This window comes from Acidipila sp. EB88 (genome assembly GCF_003858395.1).
Classification (GTDB): domain Bacteria; phylum Acidobacteriota; class Terriglobia; order Terriglobales; family Acidobacteriaceae; genus EB88.
Genome location: NZ_QWEV01000005.1, coordinates 2,683,663 through 2,700,479 on the forward strand (window position 1 = coordinate 2,683,663; position 16,817 = coordinate 2,700,479).

A 16,817-nucleotide genomic window follows, 5' to 3' on the forward strand; every position below is an offset into this window, starting at 1 on the left:
GTGCAGGCCGAGCGGCGGTGCGCTGGCAGGCGGTTAGAAGTAGGGCGAGATGGAAGTAAAAGGTGAGGGTGCGATGAGCGAAGCAGAAGAGATGCGGATCCAGTATCACGACGAGATCCCACGTGGGGCGAAGATCAAGGTGATCGGCGTGGGCGGCGGCGGTGGCAACGCGGTAAACCGCATGATCGCGGCACGGGTTGAGGGCGTGGAGTTTATCGTCGCCAACACCGATGTGCAGGCGCTGCAGCTCTCTTCGGCGTCGGTGAAGCTGCAGCTCGGGGTGAAGCTGACGAGCGGGCTTGGCGCCGGTGCGAACCCCGATGTGGGCCGGCGGGCGGCGCTGGAAGACTCGGAAAAGATTATTGAAGCGCTGGAAGGCGCGGACATGGTGTTTGTGACGGCGGGCATGGGCGGCGGCACCGGCACGGGTGCGGCACCGGTGATTGCCTCGCTGGCCAGTGAGATGGGGGCGCTGACCGTCGCGGTCGTAACGCGGCCCTTCGGCTTCGAGGGCAAGCGCCGCATGGCGCAGGCCGAGCGCGGCATGCAGGAGCTGCTGGACTCCGTGGACACGATGATCGTGATTCCCAATGAGAAGCTGCTCGCTGTGGCGCAGGACGCCGGGTTCTTCGAGTCGTTCCGCGTGGCGGACGACGTGCTGCGGCAGGGGGTGCAGGGCATCTCGGACATCATCACGATCCCGGGCATCATCAACCGCGACTTCGCCGACGTGAAGACCACGATGGCGGGCATGGGCTACGCGGTGATGGGCACGGCGCAGCGTTCGGGCGACAACCGGGCGATTGCCGCCGCGCAGGCCGCGATGGCCTCGCCCCTGCTCGAGGACGGCGCTATCGACGGGGCACGCGGCATCCTGATCAACATTTCGGGTTCGTCGTCGCTGAAGCTGAGCGAGGTCAATGCGGCCTCGACGCTGATCCAGAGCGCGGCGCATGAGGATGCCAACATTATCTTCGGCGCGGTGCTGGATGAAACCATGGGCGACGACGTCAAGATCACTGTGATTGCTACCGGCTTTCGCCAGGGCCAGCCAAGTCCGCAGGAGCGGGCGGCGGTAGCCGCCCAGCCCAGCCTTGCAAAGGCAGCAGCCAAGCCGAGCGCGCCGGCCGAGAAGCCGCGGTTCGCCAGCGAGCTTGAAGACGAGCCGACGCCTTCGCAGCGGCTCCCACGGCGTGAGAGTGCCCTGGTGCAGGCCGCGCCCACGGCGCAGGAACTCGCGGAGCAGGAGATCTTTCTGCCGCGTGACTTCGCACGGGAAAACACCGGCGCTGCCGCCCGGCCGGCTCCCGAGCCGGTGGACTCGTTCTTTACCGATGACTTCCGCGAGGAGCGTCCGGCGGAAAATCGACCGCGTGGCGCGTGGGAAAGCGAGGCGAGCGATCGCGCGGAGCATAGCTGGGAGCAGCAGCCGCAGCAGCTTTCCATGGCCGAAAGCCAGCAGTCGGAAGAGGATGACCTGGAGATCCCGGCGTATTTGCGGCGCGGAGGTAACTAGCAGGGCGACTTTTGGCAGATTTGAGCCAAAGCTTTGCTAGAGTGATTGCACCGAATGCATAAACCACCGCTTGAATGGCGATTTGCATTCAAGTATCGCCATTCGCGGACACCCGGGCGAGGCAGCCTGGTAAAGCTCTGCATGACAAGTACATGAATGACTTGAACTTTCAGCGGTGGGGCTTGCTCCGCAGCAGACTCGAGAGCTTTTGCATGAGACGTATTCTGCCCTTATTTGCAGTACTGGCTTTGCTGTTTCTGCCGTTGAGCAGTTTCGCGACCGCAAGCACGCGCAGGCACCATGCCCGGGCCACGGCGCGCGTCCAGGAAAGTCCGCGTGCCCGACGCCACCTGGCCTCGCTCCAGAGCAGCCATCGCGTAGTTGCGGCAGGTAGACGGCACGGACGCGCCGTGGCGGTAGCTTCCACCACGCGGCTGGTGCGGGGGCGCAATGGTCGCATGCGCCGGGTCGCGGTCCGCCGCCATGTTTACGGCGAGCGGTTCACCGCGGACTCATTCACCAACGAAAACGTAGGCCAGAACGACATCACCACGGGCGAAGACCCGGTGGTGCGCCAGGCCGCCATCGACGCGCTGGGCAACATGTACGGCACGGTGGTCGCGATCAACCCCGACAATGGCCGCATCCTGGCCATGGTGAACCAGAAGCTGGCATTGTCCAGCGGTGCTGAGCCCTGCTCGACCATCAAGGTTTCGGTCGCGCTGGCTGCCCTGTCCGAGGGCATCATCACCAAGGACACGCCGGTTAACCTGGGTGGGCACTACTCGCTGGACCTGACCACGGCGCTGGCCAAGTCGGTCAACCCGTACTTTGAAGTGCTGGGCCGCCGGCTTGGCTTCGAGCGGGTGCGGCACTACGCCAACCAGTTCGGGCTGGGCGAGCTTGCCGGCTACAACATCCCCAACGAGCAGCTCGGCGTGTACCCTTCGCAGCCGCTGCCTGACTCCAAGGGTGGCGTCGGCCGCATGTGCTCCTTCGGTGAGGGCGTTTCGATGACGCCGCTGCAGCTGGGTGCGCTGGTTTCGGCCATCGCCAACGGGGGCACGCTGTACTACCTGCAGCACCCGACCACCGCGCAGGCGATCGCCACCTACCAGCCCCGCATCAAGCGGACGCTCAACATCAAGAACCTGATTCCCGAAATTGAACCCGGCATGGCAGGCGCAGTCGGCTGGGGCACGGCGCGTTCGCTGCGTGCCTCGTTCAACCAGTTCCCGGTGATGGGCAAGACGGGCACGTGCTCCAACGACGGCACCCGGTTCGGCTGGTTTGCCAGCTTTGCCGATACGCAGCAGTACGGGCGCATCGTCACGGTGATCTTCCTGGAAGGCGGCCGCGCTACATTTGGACCCAAGGCGGCAGAGCTGACCGGGCTGTTCTACAAGAACATGTGGGATCACAGCTACTTCGCCTCGCGGGAAGCCACCGTGGCGCTGCCGGGGAACTCTTCCCGGTAAGAGCCAAGCCGCCTGCGCGGCTGGCGGTCCCTTCGGGACATGTACTTTCTAGAAACAGAAGCCCTGAGACACCCCGGCAAGATCGATCCGGGTGTTCCAGGGCTTCTGCTTTTCTGGTGTACCCGCCACGAAGTGGCCGCCTCCCGCGCAGGGGGTCCTGGGTTTCGTTTCTGCATCTGTGTTGAGTGAGGAACCGGATGAAGATCTTGACGGCGGAAGAGATGCGCGCGTGCGACCGCGCGACGGCGGAGCAGTACGGGGTGAGCCTGACGCGGCTGATGGTGCATGCAGGCGAGGCGGTGGCGCGCTTCGTCGCGGCGGAGTTTCCGGAGGCACGCAACATCGTGGTGCTGTGCGGCAAGGGCAATAACGGCGGCGACGGGCTGATGGCGTCGGCGGCCCTGGCGGAAGCGGGGCTGAAGCCGCATGTGCTGCTGCTTGGTCGCAAGGAAGAGTTGAAGGGTGATCCTGAGGCCATGTTCGATCGCTCGCAGCCGCTGGTGCCGGTCACCGAGATCCCGACGGAGGCGGAGCTGCATACCGAGGCGGTGGCGAGGCTGTTTGCCGGAGCGGACCTGATCCTTGACGCGATGGTGGGGACGGGGTTCAAGCCGCCCATGCGCGGGGTGCTCTCGGCGGTGCGCGACCTGGTAAACCCGATGCTGCCGACGCCGATCGTGGCGGTGGACCTGCCGTCGGGCTGGGATGCGGACTCGCTGGCGTACGAGGAGCAGGGCGTGGTGCGGGCGGACGCGGTGGTCACGTTTACGGCGCCCAAGCTGGCGCATGCGTTCGGCAACCTTACGGGCTCGGCCACCCGGCCGATTGTGATCGCCAACATCGGATCGCCGGACGAAGCGATTGTGTCCGGGCAGCAGCTGCGCTGGACGGGCTCGGCCAAGTGGATTACCGAAAGGCCGCGCAAGGCAGACGACAACAAGGGCAGGCATGGGCACGTGGTGCTGTTTGCCGGGAGCCACGGCAAGGCGGGCGCGCCCTCGATGGCCTCGCTGGCCGGGCTGCGAGCAGGGGCGGGGCTGGTGACGGCGGCGGTGCCTGCGTCTGTTCTGAACACGGTGGCGCTGGTGGCCCCGGAGCTGATGACCGAGCCATTACCCGAAGATGCGCAGGCGCAGCTCGACACCAGCTTTTTCAACGCGCCGGGGCAGGACGCGCTTGCCGCGTTGCTGAAGAAGAAGTCGGTGATTGCAGTCGGCCCCGGGCTGGGGGAGAGCGAGCAGGCAGCAGGGCTGGTGTGGGCCTTGGTGGAGCGAGCCGAGGTGCCGCTGGTGTTGGACGCGGATGCGTTGAACCTGGTGGCGAAGGATATGCCGCGGTTCCGCGAACGCGCTAACCGGGATGGGCAACGTGTGGTGATGACGCCGCACCCAGGCGAAATGGCGCGGCTGGCGGGGATGTCGATTGCCGAGGTGCAGAAGGATCGCATCGGGCTGGCGCGGAGGTTTGCGATGGAGTATGGCGTGACGCTGGTGTTGAAAGGCTGGCGCACGCTGGTGGCGCACCCCGACGGCATGGTCGCGGTAAACACGACCGGCAACCCGGGGCTGGCCAAGGGCGGGTCGGGCGACATGCTCACCGGGATCGTGGCGGCGTTTGTCGCGCAGTATCCGGACAAGCTGGAGCTGGCGGTGGAAGCAGCGGTGTTTATGCACGGGCTGGCGGCGGACATCGCGGTACGTGCGCAGGATGAACATACTCTGCTGGTCACGGATGTATTGCAAAACCTGTGGAAGGCATTTCGTTACCGGACTGAAGCAAAAGGCGGGTATGTTTGGTGGGAGGGCCTACCTAAATGACGGAAGAGCTGGCGACGCGCACGATGGAGTTCCACACGGAGAATGCAGCGGAAACGATCCGCGCCGGGGCGGAGCTGCTGAAGACGCTGCAGCCGCCCGTGCTGATGATCCTGACCGGCACGCTGGGCGCCGGCAAGACCACGCTGGTGAAAGGCATTGCCGATGCGCTGGGCGCGGCTGAGCCGGACGAGGTGACGAGCCCGACGTTTACGCTGATGCACGAGTACGAAGGCTCGCTCAACGGCAAGCCCGTCTCGCTGTATCACCTCGACCTGTACCGCCTCGAAAGCGAGCGGCAGGTGGAGCAGCTCGGCATTGACGAGCTGCTGGAGGATGACGCGATTGTGCTGGTGGAGTGGGGCGAGAAGTTCGCTTCAATCCAGCGTCGCGCGGCCGGGGAGATCGTGATGGAGTCGGAAGGTGGCGATGGGCGCAAGATCAGCGTCAAGCTTCGCCAGGAACTGCAGCAGTCGGCTTAGGCGCGAGAAGCCGCGGCGAGCGGCCTGAACGGCACCACCCGCGACCGCCATGATGCAGTGCGGGCTGAAAAGCCAAAAAGAAACGCGGCAACCTCGTGGGGAATACACCTTCCCTGAAGGTTGCCGCGTTTCTTTGCTGCATAGTCAAAGCTCTGTACTTACGAAGTCACGTTGCCGCTGTTGTCCGTAGACCAGACCTGTTCCTGGAACGCGATGAAGATGGCGGTCCACTGCGAGGCGCCGGCCGGGGCATTGGGCATGGAGAAAACCAGCAGTCCGTCCTGCCAGATGCCGTTGTCGCTGGCGTGGTCATTGGCGGGATTGCCCTGGTTCATGTGGATATCGTGGATGCCATTGCCCGAGGTGTAGAGCGCGCCGAAGGCGTAGATGGTGCCGTCTTTGTCCGCGATGGCCTGGTTCAGGTACTGGATCACCGCGTTCTGCAGGTTCTGCGCGGCGGTTTTGCCTGGCAGCGGCAGGTCCGTCATGGCGGCGCGGGTGATCAGCGGCTGGTTTGCGGGTGTGCGGCTGCGCAGGTAGTCGATGGCCGGGTTAGCGTCCTTGCCGGCGAGGCTGGTTGCGCCCATCGGCAGGGCAGCCAAGGCAGCCGCGTCCGGTGGGGTCCAGTCTTCATCGAGCGCGTAGAGCACCTCGGCGCTGGAGCCAGAGCCGGTGTCGGACTCCACGTTGACCGCTATCTGCCAGCTCACGCTGCCGGCAGAGAGCTCGATGAGGTAGTGGGGGCGCGAGTCTTTCGAAATGGAGCCGGAGAGAGGTGTGCCCTTGAGCACGCTGTACTGGTTGATCGGCATGCGCTGTACTCTATCGCCCTCGTGTTAGAGCCCCATGACGTTGTAGCCGCAGTCGACGTAGGTGACCTCGCCGGTGACGCCGGTGGAGAGATCGGACGCGAGGTACACGGCTGCACCTGCGACCTCGGCCTGCTCGACGTTGCGGCCCAGCGGTGAGCGGTCGGCATGGCCCTTGAGCATGATGGAGAGGTCGCCGATGCCGCGTGCAGCCAGGGTCTTGATGGGGCCGGCGGAGATGGCGTTGACGCGGATTTTGCGCGCGCCGAGCGATGCAGCGAGATAGCGCACGGTGGACTCGAGCGCAGCCTTGGCGACGCCCATGACGTTGTAGTTGGGGAAGACTTTTTCCGAGCCGTAGTAGGAGAGCGTCATGATGGAGCCGCCCTCGGACATGAGCGGTGCGGCGGCACGGGCCAGCGCGATCAGCGAGTACACGCTGACGTCGTGCGCGATGCGGAAGCCTTCGCGCGTGGTCTCCAGGAAGTCGTTGTGGATCTCGTGCGCGGGCGCAAAGGCGATCGAGTGGACCAGGGTGTGGATCGTGCCGTAACGCTGCTTGAGTGCGGCGAAGGAGCGCTCGATCTCTTCGTCGCTCGATACATCGCACTGGAAGGTGCTGGCGTTTTCGAGACCCTGGATCAGTGCGTCGGCTTCGCCCTTGAGTCGTTCGCTCTGGTAGCCGATGGCGAGGGTACAGCCGGCTTCGGCGAGCTTCTGGGCGATGGCATAGGCGATCGATCGCTTGTTGGCGACGCCGAAGACGACCGCGACGCGGCCCTGCAGGTTAAGCATGAACTTGGATCCTTTCGACCCGCCGGCGTGCAGCGGGGCAACGAAAGGATAGCAGCCCCGGGAAATTCACTGCTGGCTGGTGGACCGCCTGCGCGGCTGGCGGCCACTTCGTGGCACGTGTACCCGGGGCGAATGCGCGGGCTGGAGTGGGCCTTCCGTTGGGCGGCGGCTGGGTTGAAAGCCAATCGTTAAAGCAGAACGGCTCCCGTTCAGCCGCCCAGGTCGATCAGGGTGACGGCTTCGATGGGTTCATCCAGGAAGCGGCTGCCTAATGCTTTGAAGCGTTCGGCGCCATCCGTCGCGAAGAAGCGGATCGGGGGCTTCGCGAGCGTGCCGGTGGAAACAGGTTCGCGGTCCGCAACGAGCCCAAGTGCGCGGGTGACGGCTTCCGCAGTGACGGCGGCCGAGTCGATCACCGCCATACCGCGCGGCACCAGGGCTTCGATTTCTGAGCGCAGCAGTGGGTAGTGGGTGCAGCCGAGCACGAGCGCGTCCGGGTGGAGCGCGTCGCCCCGGGCTGCCGCGGTGGACTGCGCGAGGTAAATGCGCAGCACGTCGCGGGTCACGGGGTGGGCAACCCAGCCTTCTTCGACCAGGGGCACGAGCAGCGGGCAGGCCATCTCGCTGGCCCGGAGACCGCGCTCCGCGCAGGCGGCAGAGTAGGCGAGGCTTGCCACGGTCGCGGCGGTCGCCAGGATTGACACGTCGCCCGAGCGGGAGGCTGCGAGGGCTGCATCGGCGCCCGTCTCGATCACGCCCAGCACGGGCACAGGGCTGGCGGCACGGATCTCGGGAAGAGCCAGCGCGGACGCGGTGTTGCAGGCGATGACCAGGTATTCGGCGCCCTGCTCGAGCAGGAAGCGAACACTTTCCACGGCGTAGCGGGCGATGGTCGCCTGGGACTTGGAACCGTAGGGCAGCCGGGCCGTGTCGCCGAGGTAAAGGTAGTGGGCGTGCGGCAGGCGCGCACGCAGCGCGCGCAGTACGGTGAGTCCACCGACGCCGGAGTCGAAGACGCCAATGCGGAGGGTGCTGCCGGGCGCGGTCATGGCTGGCTCCCGCGTGTGGTGAAGGCCTCACCGGGGGTGAGCTGCGCCCCGCCGGCGAGATAGGTGTGGAGCAGGTCTGCGTGGCCGGCCAGGGTGGGGCGCGGCTGGCCATCGACGAGGAAGCGCACCTCGGCAACATCGGGCAGGTTGGCGTGCAGGGTCGCAATCATGGAGAGCAAGGTCAGGGTCTCGGGCTCGATCCCGGAGGGATGGGTGTGGACGAAGGTGGGCGCGAGGTCGACGACCGCGAGCAAGGGCCGGCGGCCGCCGGCGCCCGCGGCAGAACCCGCCCCGGTGCCAGGCAGTGGGGTGAGGTAGACCTCGTCTACGGCGTCTACGCCGGGCGCCGCGGGCGGCAGCGGGTGTAGCGAGCCGGTGGCCGTGTACTCGGAGAGGAGCTTGGACAGCACGACGCGCGCGCGGGTGTTGGGGTCTTCGGGGAGCGGAAAAGACAGCGGCCGCTCGGCCAGAGCGCCCGAGTCGTCGCTCGCGAGATACAGCAGCAGCGACGCCGGTCCGGAGCCGGCGGTCGCGGTCGCGAGCGGGATCGGCAGCGCCCGGGAGGCGAAGTGCGCATCGGCCCGTTCACGATACCGGACCAGGAAGATGCACATGGCGAGCACCGCGGCCAGCAGCGTCCAGAACAGCGTGCGCTCGCCCCGCGAGATGAACGAGGGGCGTCTGGCCGTGGGTGCCGTCGCCGCGCCGGGTGCGCGGAACGAGCCTGCAGGCTGCGTAGGCATGGAGCGTGCGCGGGCGGTGCCCTGTGCGGCTGGAGGTTGCCCGGGAACGCTCGCTCCCGGATCGCGGGTCGCGATTGCATCAGAAGCAGCCGGCCGCCGGGTTCCCTGGGGCGCTCGCCACGCCGCGTCCGAAGACTGCCCAGGTGTGGAGGGCTTCGCGGGTGGAGTGGTGCTTTTTGCCCCCGGGGTTGGGGCCTGCGCCGTGCCCGGGCTTTTGCCTGGAGTTGCCGTCGGACCCGTTCCGCGGGGTGGGACGAACGATCCGGATGGGGACGGGCCGGGGAACTTGCCCGAGGGCGCGGGATTGCCGCTGCCCGGGACTCTGGGTGCGCGCGGGGCGGGTGGCCCGGATGGTGGCCGAGCCGGTGGCCGTGCCGTCGGCTGTGCCGGGGGCGCAGGCGTGCCGGGCTCCCCAGCAGGTGCCTGCCAGCTTCCGCGCCGGGGCGGCAGGCCGGCGCGATCGTCGCGTCCCGCGGGCGGTTTGCGTCCCGCGCCGGGCTCCGGACCATCCGGAGCCCGGCGATCGGGCGCTTCGTCAAAGGGCGGTTCGTTGCGGGGGCTCATTGCGCAGCCACCGAGGGGTGCTCGCCGGTCCACTGCAGCAGCGCGGCGGCAAGCGCGTCCACGATGCGGCCCTGGTAGGCGGCATCGTCGATCGCTGCGGGCCGGTTGCCGTGCGTGGTGGCGCGGAGCGGCGCGACTTCAACCGCGACCGCGGGGCACCGGAGAGCGTCAAGCGGCGCGAGCCGGACCCGGCCCAGCGTGAAGGGAAGCGCGGCTGCGCCGAGCGCGGCGCTGATGTCGGACGCGAGCTTGAGGCTGTCGGTAGCGAACGGCGCGCCGGCGGTGCTCCACGGCACCAGCCCCTGCGTCACGGGGGCCGCCTGCTCAAGCGAAGAAGTGTAGATGTGAACGCCGGAACCGCTGGCCGTGGCGTGCAGCACCACGCAGGCGGTGGGGCGCGCGTGGTTGGCCTCGCCTGCGCGGGCATCGGCAGAAGGGTTGGTGTCGGCTTCGCGGGTGGTAACGACGTGCATGCCCCGCGCGGTCAGCGCGGACCGGAGCCGAATAGACAGATCGAGCACGAGGTTCTTTTCGAGCAGCTGCGAGCTCAGCAGTGTGCCGGTCTCCGAGCCGCCGTGCGCCGCATCGAGCACGACCGTAGCAGCGGCCCCGGCCGGAGCCTGCGCCATGGCAGCGGATGCCGGCAGCACCGCGAGGCCGGCGAAGGCGAGCAGAGCGCGGTATCGGCGGGCACTTTGCGAATACACACTTGGAGCGCGCGCCTGCCTCGTTCCCCATCCTCGCTGTGCAGCATCAATGCATGGCTTGCCCGGCAAAGCTTCCTTCCTTTCCGCCCGGGCTCGACTCCGCCCGAGCCCGATGCGGAAGCTTCTGCGCTCCCGCCGACCCTACTGTGCGACCCTGTCCGCTCAGGCTTCGCGGCTGCCCGGCGAGCCGGCCGGCTGTTCATCGAGGGCGTAGATAGCCAGGCCGCTCAGCAGCTTGGGATAGAAGTCAGTGGACTTCTGCGGCATGACCTCGCCGGCAAAGCTGTTTTCCCGCAGCTGTTCAAGCGTTACCGGATTGACCAGGAACGCCAGTTCGGCGTCACCGCGAAGCACCGCGGCAACGGCATCGGCGGCCTCGCGCGCGTACTGCACGTACTCCCCGGCCTTGACTGCTTCGGGACTGATCCCGAGCAGCCCGTGCAGAATGGCGTCGTGCAGCACCACCAGGTCGAGCTGTCGCTTGCGCGCGGGTACCTGCGGCAGCGCTCGCTCGCGCGCTTCGGCATCAAGCGAGAGCATCAGAACCTGGTCGCGCAGAACGGCCAGTATTGTGGAGGTGTTAGGGCCGGCTGCTGCCGTGTGCTCTGCCAGCGCGGCGAACAGGGCGTCCGGCTGGCGCGGATCCACGGCGAGCAGCTCGACCCGGGTGCACAAAGCTTCCGCCGCCTGGAGGAATGCCTGCGGATCGAAGGAGCGGAGACCGCTCACGATGCGATGGGTCGGCAGGATGTGGAGGCCGACACTGTCCATGTTGTGAAAGCACATCAACACCGCGGCTTCCGGGTAGGCGGGCTCGGCGAGTGCGGCAAGCGCGGGATTGCCAAGGCTGGGGTGCTGGGCGGGCGCAGGGGTCCGGCTGTTGGCTGCGCGGCTCTCGCTGCCTGGTGTGCCGTGCTGTGCCTGGGCAGTCAAGGCTGTCGCCGGGGCCTGTTCCGCCGCGTACGCCAGCGCGGTTTCGTACCGGTGATGGCCGTCGGCGATGATGAGCTTCTTGTCGCCAAGGGCGCCCTGGACCATGTTGATGGTGGCCGGGTCGCTGATGCGCCAGACCCGGTGCAGTGTTCCGAACTCGTCGGTCAATTCGATCTCGGGCACGGCTGCCGGTTTGCCCGCGGCGGGGAAGACCAGGGACTCCACCGTGTGCGCGGGATCGGAGTAGAGCATGAAGATCTGCCCGAAGTGCGCGCGGGTGGCGCGCAGCAGGTTGAGCCGGTCGACGCGGGCGCGCGTGTGCGTCTGCTCATGGCGAAACACCACGCCCTCGCTGTAGGGCGACACGGCACCGAGCGCGATCAGTCCGCGTCGTTCGGCGGTTTCGCCCGTGCCGGGAACCTGGAAGCGCTGGGCATAGGCAAAGACGCAGGGTTCCGGCTCTTCGGCCAGGACGCCGGCCTCTCGCCAGTCGGCGAAGTCGCGGGCCGCGCGGGTGTACACATCGTTTACGCCAGTCTCGTCGAAAAGCTCGGGCAGCCCGAGGATGATGCGCACGAGGTTGTAGGGGCTGCGGCTGTAGTAACTCTGCTGCATCGACGGGGTGATCTTGTCATAAGGCTGCGTAACGCAGTCTTCCACGCGGACGAGCGAGGGGTTGTAGCGGAGGGCGCGGAAGGGAAAGATGCGAGCCATGCGGGGAGTCGTGTCCTTTGCGGTCGAAGGCTGAGCCGGCGGGTGAGCAGGCGCGGCGCGTTGCACGATTCTAGCGGGTCGCGTGCGGCCGGGGGCGGCGGGTCCATGGCGCAGATGTTCCTGGCAGGCTCTGAGAGAGTGGCCGGCAGTGCATGGCCGGTGGCTCATCGCGGCCTGGTCTCGCCCCGGGCGCTGCTCTCGGGCCTTTGCGGGATCGAGCAGCCGCAAGCAGATGCGGGAATGCTCTGGCGCCTGCCATGGGTTGCGCGGTAGAACAAAGCAAGGGACACACAGATGCAGAGAACGCCTCAAGTTGCGGGTTCCCGGAACAGAAAGCGGCCCACCCGGTCCGGGCTGCTGATTGCCCTGGTGGTGGTGGCGTACCTCGGGGTTTTTGCAGGCGGCCCCGTGTTGCTGGCGCAGAACCCCGCCCCGCTCGACCAGGTGCATGTGCCGCCGCCTCCTCCTCCCGGCGCGGCTCCGGGCGCCGCGCCCGGAAGCAAGGACGAAAAGCCGGTGCAGCAGCCCGCGCCGCTTGAGGGGGCCGCCGCGTTGAAGGCGCGCGCGAACGAGCGGATCCGGGTGGATGTGGACCTTACATTGATTCCCGTGACGGTGACAGATCCGATGAACCGTCTTGTGACCGGGCTCGAGAAGGAAAACTTCTTTATCTCGGAGAAGGGCACCGGCTCCGAACAGTACCAGACGATCAAGACCTTTTCGACCGAGGATGCACCGGTCTCGCTGGGGATCATCCTGGACCTGAGCGGCTCGATGACCAGCAAGTTCAACCGGTCGCGCCAGTCGATCCGCGCGTTCCTGAAAACAGCCAATCCGCAGGACGAGTTTTTCGTGGTGGCGTTCAATGACAGGCCGGAGCTGATCGAGGACTTCACCTCGTCGGTGGATGACGTGGATGCGCGGCTGGCGATGACCAAGCCCGGCAAGCGCACTGCGCTGCTGGACGCGATCTATTTCGGCGTGAACAAGATGAAGGACGCGAAGTATGCGCGCAAGGCGCTGCTGGTGGTTTCCGACGGCGGCGACAACCGGTCGCGCTACACCGAGGGCGAGGTGAAGTCGATCGTGCGTGAGAGCGATGTGCAGATGTACTCGATCGGGATCTTTGACGAGTTTGCGCCGACTACCGAGGAACGCCTCGGCCCGCTGCTGCTGAACGATCTGTGCGAAGAGACCGGGGGCAGGCTTTTCCGGGTGAATGACCTGAGCGATATGGCGGATGTGGCGTCCAAGATCAGCGACGAGATCCGCGACGAGTATGTACTGGGTTACCGGTCCACCGATACCAAACGGGATGGCAAGTGGCGTAAAGTGAAGGTGCGGCTGGAGCCGCCACCGGGGCTTCCGCTGCTTACGGTGCATGCCCGATCCGGCTACTATGCCCCTGCCCAATAGACATCTCGCCCTTCTGTTGCTGCTCGTGTTGCCGATGGCTGTGCCTGCGCAAGGTGCGCAGGTTGCTTCCCAGGCCGCACCGCCGCCTGCTGCCGCGCCGGCGCAAAGCCAGACATCTGCTTCGGCGCCGGTCATGCCCGCCGAGGTGCAGCAGCCGCTCGACGTGGAGCGGGACCCTGTACGCTCGCCCGACGAGGCCGACAATGCGGCCGTGAAGCCCGGGGCCGGGGTCGACGCAGGCGCTGCCGCCTCGCAAAGCGCCGACATCAGCAAGTCGGATGGCCGCTACACGCTGCGTCGCGACGTGCAGGAAGTGGTGCTCAACGCCACGGTGCTGGACGACCAGGGACACCTGGTGAACGACCTCGCCAAGGATGACTTTCACGTGTTCGAAGATGGCGTGCCGCAGACGCTGGCCTCGTTCCAGCACACGGATACGCCGGTGTCGATGGGCATCCTGGTGGACAACTCGGGTTCGATGCGGGCCAAGCGCGGCGCGGTGAATGCGGCGGCGCTGGACCTGGTGCGCGCTTCCAACCCGCAGGATGAGGCCTTTATCGTGAACTTCTCCGATGAGGCGTTTATCGACCAGGATTTTACGAGCGACCTGAACAAGCTGCGCGACGGGCTGGCCCACTACGACTCCAAGGGCGGCACCGCTCTGTACGACGCCGCGGTGGCGTCGGCTGACGAGCTGAGCAAGGGCGCCAAGCGGCCCAAGCAGGTGATCCTGATCATCACGGATGGCGAGGACAATGCATCCGGGCTGACGCTGGAGCAGACGATTCGCCGCGTGCAGGACCTGCAGGGTCCGATCGTGTACTGCATCGGGCTACTGTTCGGCGATGACGGAGGCGGGCACGAGGCCAAGCAGGCCAAGCGCGCGCTGCAGTTGCTGGCGCAGGAAACCGGCGGGATTGCGTATTTCCCACGGGCACTGGGCGATGTGGACGCGATCGCGGACGAGGTGGCCAAGGATATTCGCTCGCAGTACACGCTGGGGTACCACTCCACCAAGCCGGCGGCACTGGGCGGATTTCGACAGGTCAAGGTGATGGCGCATCCCAATGGGGGCAAGAAAAGCCTGAACGTGCGGACGCGCAGCGGGTATTACCCGAAGACCGCGGCTGCAGGTGCACCGGAAACCGCTGCGCAGGGCAGCAAATAACAGGCGCGATCGTGGCCTCAGACAGAAAGAGGGTTTTGCAGATGGCGCAATGTGAAGAGCAGGGCTTTTCCGGGGTAACCAGCGAGCATTTCGCCCTGTTCCTGAAAAAGGGACAGCAGCTGGGATTGCCCGGGCTGAATGGCACGGGGTATACAGGCGAGGCATCGCACATGGGTGTGACCATTCGCTGGAGCTACGTGGAGGCATCGCAGACGCTTTCAGTGCAGTGCGTGCAATCGCCGATGCTGCTGCCCTGCTCGCTGATCAACGGCAAGATCCGGGACGCGGTGCAGTCGGTGCTGGCGAGTGCGCCCGGGCTCGGAGTGGTCTCGGCGCCCGAGCAGAAGGCGTAGCGCGTGGCGGATGCTGCCGCGGAAGCAAGCAGACTGCGCGTGGCCAGCAGCATCCTGGAGCTGATCGGGGAAACACCGATGCTCGAGATGCGCCGGCTCACGCCCACGCCGCAGGACAATACTGGATCGCCGGGGCGCGCCGCGCTGTTTGCCAAACTTGAATTTCTGAACCCTGGCGGGAGCGTCAAGGACCGCGCAGCGCTCGGCATCGTGCTGGACGGGGAGCGGCGCGGCGCGCTGCGCCCGGGCATGACCATCGTCGAGGCCACTGCCGGCAACACGGGCGTGGGCCTGGCGCTGGCTGGCATCAACCGCGGCTTCAAGGTCATCCTTTATGTTCCGGAAGGTTTTGCCGAGGAGAAGTGCACGCTGATGCGCGCGTTTGGCGCGGAGGTGATCCGCACTCCGGAGGCGGACGGCATTCGCGGGGCGATCCGGATGGCGCGGGAGCTGGCGGCAAGCGACCCTCAGTGCTTCCTGGCCGGGCAGTTTGAGAACCAGGCCAACCCGGTATTTCACTACGAGACCACCGCCCGTGAACTGTGGGAGCAGATGGACCGCCGCGTGGATGCGTTTGTGGCCGGAGTCGGCACCGGGGGCACCTTTACCGGGGTCGCGAGGTTCTTGAAAGAGCAGGATCCGCGCATCCTCACGATGGCGGTCGAGACCGAGGGGTCCGTGCTGCAGGGTGGCGAACCGGGGCGGCACCGCGTGGAAGGCATCGGCGTGTCGTTTGTGCCGGGGACCTTTGACGGCACCGCAGCAGACGAGATCGTGCGCGTGATGGACGGGGACGCGTTCCGCATGGTGCAGCGACTGGCGGCGGAAGAGGGCGTGCTGGCGGGCTCGAGCGCAGGCGCTGCCGTGTTTGCGGCACTGCAGCTGGCGGAGCGGCTTGGGCCGGGCAAGCGCGTCGTGACCATCGTGCCGGACTCAGCAGAGCGCTACCTGTCGAAGCATATCTTCGAGGGCGGCGAGTAAGAACCCCTGCGCGGGAGGCGGCCACTTCGTGGCGTGTGTACCTTGAGGCTTTGGTACTGCACGAGGACCCGTCCCGAAGGGACCGCGAGCCGCGCAGGCGGTTTTGGCCTGATACCTTGAAGCCATGGCTGGATTTTCCACGCGTGCAATTCATGATGGGCAGGAGCCGGACGCAACGACCGGCGCTGTGAACGTACCGATTTATCTTTCTTCGACGTATGCGCAGGAGGAGATCGGCAAGCATAAAGGCTGGGAGTACTCGCGGGTATCGAACCCGACGCGGGACGCGCTTGAGGCCAACCTGGCCTCGCTTGAGGGTGGCACCAGCGCGCATGTGTTTGCGAGCGGCATGGCCGCGATCTCGGCGATGGTGACGCTGCTGAAGACGGGCGACCACGTGGTGTGCGGCGAGAATGTCTACGGGGGCACGCCGCGCCTGTTTGACCAGATCGTCGCGGGCTACGGCATCGAGTTCTCGTACGTGGATACCTCGGACCCGGTGGCGCTACGGGCCGCGCTCCGGCCCAATACGAAGCTCGTGCATATCGAAACACCGACCAATCCGCTGATGACGCTGACGGACATCCGGCAGGCCGCCGAGATCTGCCATGCGCACAACCCGGATCTTGATCTCGCTGTCGACAACACTTTTATGTCGCCGTACTTTCAGCAGCCCATTGCGCTGGGTGCGGACCTGGTAATGCACTCGACCACCAAGTATCTGAACGGCCACTCGGACGGGCTGGGCGGGGTGCTGGTCGGGACGAAGCCCCGGCACAAGGAGCAGTTCGCATTTATCCAGAAGTGCACGGGCGGCATTCTTTCGCCGTTCGAGGCGTGGCTGGTGATGCGCGGTATCAAGACGCTGGCGGTGCGGATGCGCGAGCATGACCGCAACGGCCGCGCGATTGCGGCGCTGCTGGAAGCGCACCCGGCGGTGGAGCGGGTGTGGTACCCGGGGCTGCCGACGCACCCGCAGTATGCGCTGGCCAAGAGCCAGATGAGCGGCTTTGGCGGGATGATCGCGTTCGAGATGGGCTCGCTGGAACGGGCAAACCGGTTCCTGACAAAGCTGACGGTGTGCACGCTGGCCGAGTCGCTGGGTGGCGTGGAGACGCTGATCTCGCACCCGGCCACGATGACGCACGCGGCGATAGGTCAGGAGGCGCGCACGCGGCTCGGGATCACGGACGGCATGGTGCGCATCTCGGTCGGGATTGAAGACCTTGCGGACCTGGAAGCAGACCTGCAGCAGGCGCTCAACAGCCTGTAGCGCGAGTTCTGGAGAAGCAACG

Annotated in this window: 15 protein-coding genes; 9 read left to right on the top strand and 6 right to left on the bottom strand. The window is 66.5% G+C overall.

Features of this window, described 5'->3' with window-relative positions:
• The first annotated feature begins 73 nt into the window (after window positions 1-73).
• The 4 genes from ftsZ to tsaE all read left to right on the top strand — a co-directional run bounded on the left by ftsZ (window position 74) and on the right by tsaE (window position 5,290).
• Window positions 74-1,516: a cell division protein FtsZ gene (ftsZ, locus tag D1Y84_RS11720; protein WP_124848772.1), complete on the top strand. Its 1,443-nt coding sequence runs from the start codon at window positions 74-76 to the stop codon at window positions 1,514-1,516.
• 212 nt (window positions 1,517-1,728) lie between these two features.
• Window positions 1,729-2,994, top strand: a complete 1,266-nt coding sequence (locus tag D1Y84_RS11725; RefSeq protein ID WP_124848774.1) for a penicillin-binding transpeptidase domain-containing protein — start codon at window positions 1,729-1,731, stop codon at window positions 2,992-2,994.
• 197 nt (window positions 2,995-3,191) lie between these two features.
• Window positions 3,192-4,811 (top strand): NAD(P)H-hydrate dehydratase, encoded by a 1,620-nt coding sequence (locus tag D1Y84_RS11730; protein WP_124848776.1) that lies wholly within the window; start codon window positions 3,192-3,194, stop codon window positions 4,809-4,811.
• Window positions 4,808-5,290, top strand: a complete 483-nt coding sequence (tsaE, locus tag D1Y84_RS11735; protein WP_124848778.1) for a tRNA (adenosine(37)-N6)-threonylcarbamoyltransferase complex ATPase subunit type 1 TsaE — start codon at window positions 4,808-4,810, stop codon at window positions 5,288-5,290. The genes D1Y84_RS11730 and tsaE overlap by 4 nt, the downstream gene beginning before the upstream one ends.
• Window positions 5,291-5,448: 158 nt before the next feature.
• Here the strand turns inward: tsaE and D1Y84_RS11740 are convergent, their stop codons facing one another.
• The 6 genes from D1Y84_RS11740 to D1Y84_RS11765 form a co-directional block, all read right to left on the bottom strand.
• Window positions 5,449-6,102: a DUF2278 family protein gene (locus D1Y84_RS11740; RefSeq protein ID WP_124848780.1), complete on the bottom strand. Its 654-nt coding sequence runs from the start codon at window positions 6,100-6,102 to the stop codon at window positions 5,449-5,451.
• Between the two features lie 24 nt (window positions 6,103-6,126).
• Entirely contained in the window at window positions 6,127-6,894 is a 768-nt protein-coding gene (locus tag D1Y84_RS11745) for an enoyl-ACP reductase (protein WP_124848782.1), read from the bottom strand.
• Window positions 6,895-7,103: 209 nt separating this feature from the next.
• Window positions 7,104-7,943: a glutamate racemase gene (gene murI / locus D1Y84_RS11750; protein WP_124848784.1), complete on the bottom strand. Its 840-nt coding sequence runs from the start codon at window positions 7,941-7,943 to the stop codon at window positions 7,104-7,106.
• Window positions 7,940-9,250, bottom strand: a complete 1,311-nt coding sequence (locus D1Y84_RS11755; protein WP_124848786.1) for a GerMN domain-containing protein — start codon at window positions 9,248-9,250, stop codon at window positions 7,940-7,942. The genes murI and D1Y84_RS11755 overlap by 4 nt, the downstream gene beginning before the upstream one ends.
• A complete protein-coding gene (locus tag D1Y84_RS11760) occupies window positions 9,247-9,957 on the bottom strand; it encodes an N-acetylmuramoyl-L-alanine amidase (protein WP_124848788.1) in 711 nt (236 codons plus the stop codon). Before D1Y84_RS11760 ends, D1Y84_RS11755 begins: the two co-directional genes overlap by 4 nt.
• Before the next feature lie 162 nt (window positions 9,958-10,119).
• Window positions 10,120-11,604: a DUF1015 domain-containing protein gene (locus D1Y84_RS11765; protein ID WP_124848790.1), complete on the bottom strand. Its 1,485-nt coding sequence runs from the start codon at window positions 11,602-11,604 to the stop codon at window positions 10,120-10,122.
• 294 nt (window positions 11,605-11,898) lie between these two features.
• On the opposite strand from D1Y84_RS11765, the gene D1Y84_RS11770 reads away from it, so the two are divergent.
• From D1Y84_RS11770 to D1Y84_RS11790, 5 genes are all read left to right on the top strand, one after another.
• On the top strand, window positions 11,899-13,020 hold the full coding sequence (locus tag D1Y84_RS11770; RefSeq protein ID WP_124848792.1) for a VWA domain-containing protein: 1,122 nt from the start codon (window positions 11,899-11,901) through the stop codon (window positions 13,018-13,020).
• Window positions 13,004-14,188 carry a VWA domain-containing protein gene (locus D1Y84_RS11775; RefSeq protein ID WP_233581359.1) on the top strand — a complete coding sequence of 395 codons (1,185 nt, stop codon included), beginning with the start codon at window positions 13,004-13,006 and terminating at the stop codon, window positions 14,186-14,188. Before D1Y84_RS11770 ends, D1Y84_RS11775 begins: the two co-directional genes overlap by 17 nt.
• A 41-nt stretch (window positions 14,189-14,229) precedes the next feature.
• The gene (locus tag D1Y84_RS11780) at window positions 14,230-14,541 is read left to right on the top strand and encodes a hypothetical protein (protein ID WP_124848794.1); all 312 of its coding nucleotides are present in this window, start codon (window positions 14,230-14,232) and stop codon (window positions 14,539-14,541) included.
• 39 nt (window positions 14,542-14,580) lie between these two features.
• Window positions 14,581-15,522 (top strand): PLP-dependent cysteine synthase family protein, encoded by a 942-nt coding sequence (locus D1Y84_RS11785; RefSeq protein ID WP_233581360.1) that lies wholly within the window; start codon window positions 14,581-14,583, stop codon window positions 15,520-15,522.
• Window positions 15,523-15,646: 124 nt separating this feature from the next.
• Window positions 15,647-16,795, top strand: coding sequence for a PLP-dependent aspartate aminotransferase family protein (locus D1Y84_RS11790; protein ID WP_124848796.1), 1,149 nt, complete (start codon window positions 15,647-15,649; stop codon window positions 16,793-16,795).
• The last annotated feature ends 22 nt before the right edge of the window (window positions 16,796-16,817 follow it).

Bases quoted from the DNA above. Each gene is read 5' to 3' on its own strand.
- murI (WP_124848784.1), bottom strand. From the start codon at position 7,943: ATGACCGCGCCCGGCAGCACCCTCCGCATTGGCGTCTTCGACTCCGGC.
- ftsZ (WP_124848772.1), top strand. From the start codon at position 74: ATGAGCGAAGCAGAAGAGATGCGGATCCAGTATCACGACGAGATCCCA.
- D1Y84_RS11770 (WP_124848792.1), top strand. From the start codon at position 11,899: ATGCAGAGAACGCCTCAAGTTGCGGGTTCCCGGAACAGAAAGCGGCCC.
- D1Y84_RS11730 (WP_124848776.1), top strand. From the start codon at position 3,192: ATGAAGATCTTGACGGCGGAAGAGATGCGCGCGTGCGACCGCGCGACG.
- D1Y84_RS11790 (WP_124848796.1), top strand. From the start codon at position 15,647: ATGGCTGGATTTTCCACGCGTGCAATTCATGATGGGCAGGAGCCGGAC.
- D1Y84_RS11765 (WP_124848790.1), bottom strand. From the start codon at position 11,604: ATGGCTCGCATCTTTCCCTTCCGCGCCCTCCGCTACAACCCCTCGCTC.
- D1Y84_RS11755 (WP_124848786.1), bottom strand. From the start codon at position 9,250: ATGAGCCCCCGCAACGAACCGCCCTTTGACGAAGCGCCCGATCGCCGG.
- D1Y84_RS11780 (WP_124848794.1), top strand. From the start codon at position 14,230: ATGGCGCAATGTGAAGAGCAGGGCTTTTCCGGGGTAACCAGCGAGCAT.
- D1Y84_RS11745 (WP_124848782.1), bottom strand. From the start codon at position 6,894: ATGCTTAACCTGCAGGGCCGCGTCGCGGTCGTCTTCGGCGTCGCCAAC.
- D1Y84_RS11725 (WP_124848774.1), top strand. From the start codon at position 1,729: ATGAGACGTATTCTGCCCTTATTTGCAGTACTGGCTTTGCTGTTTCTG.
- tsaE (WP_124848778.1), top strand. From the start codon at position 4,808: ATGACGGAAGAGCTGGCGACGCGCACGATGGAGTTCCACACGGAGAAT.
- D1Y84_RS11775 (WP_233581359.1), top strand. From the start codon at position 13,004: ATGCCCCTGCCCAATAGACATCTCGCCCTTCTGTTGCTGCTCGTGTTG.
- D1Y84_RS11740 (WP_124848780.1), bottom strand. From the start codon at position 6,102: ATGCCGATCAACCAGTACAGCGTGCTCAAGGGCACACCTCTCTCCGGC.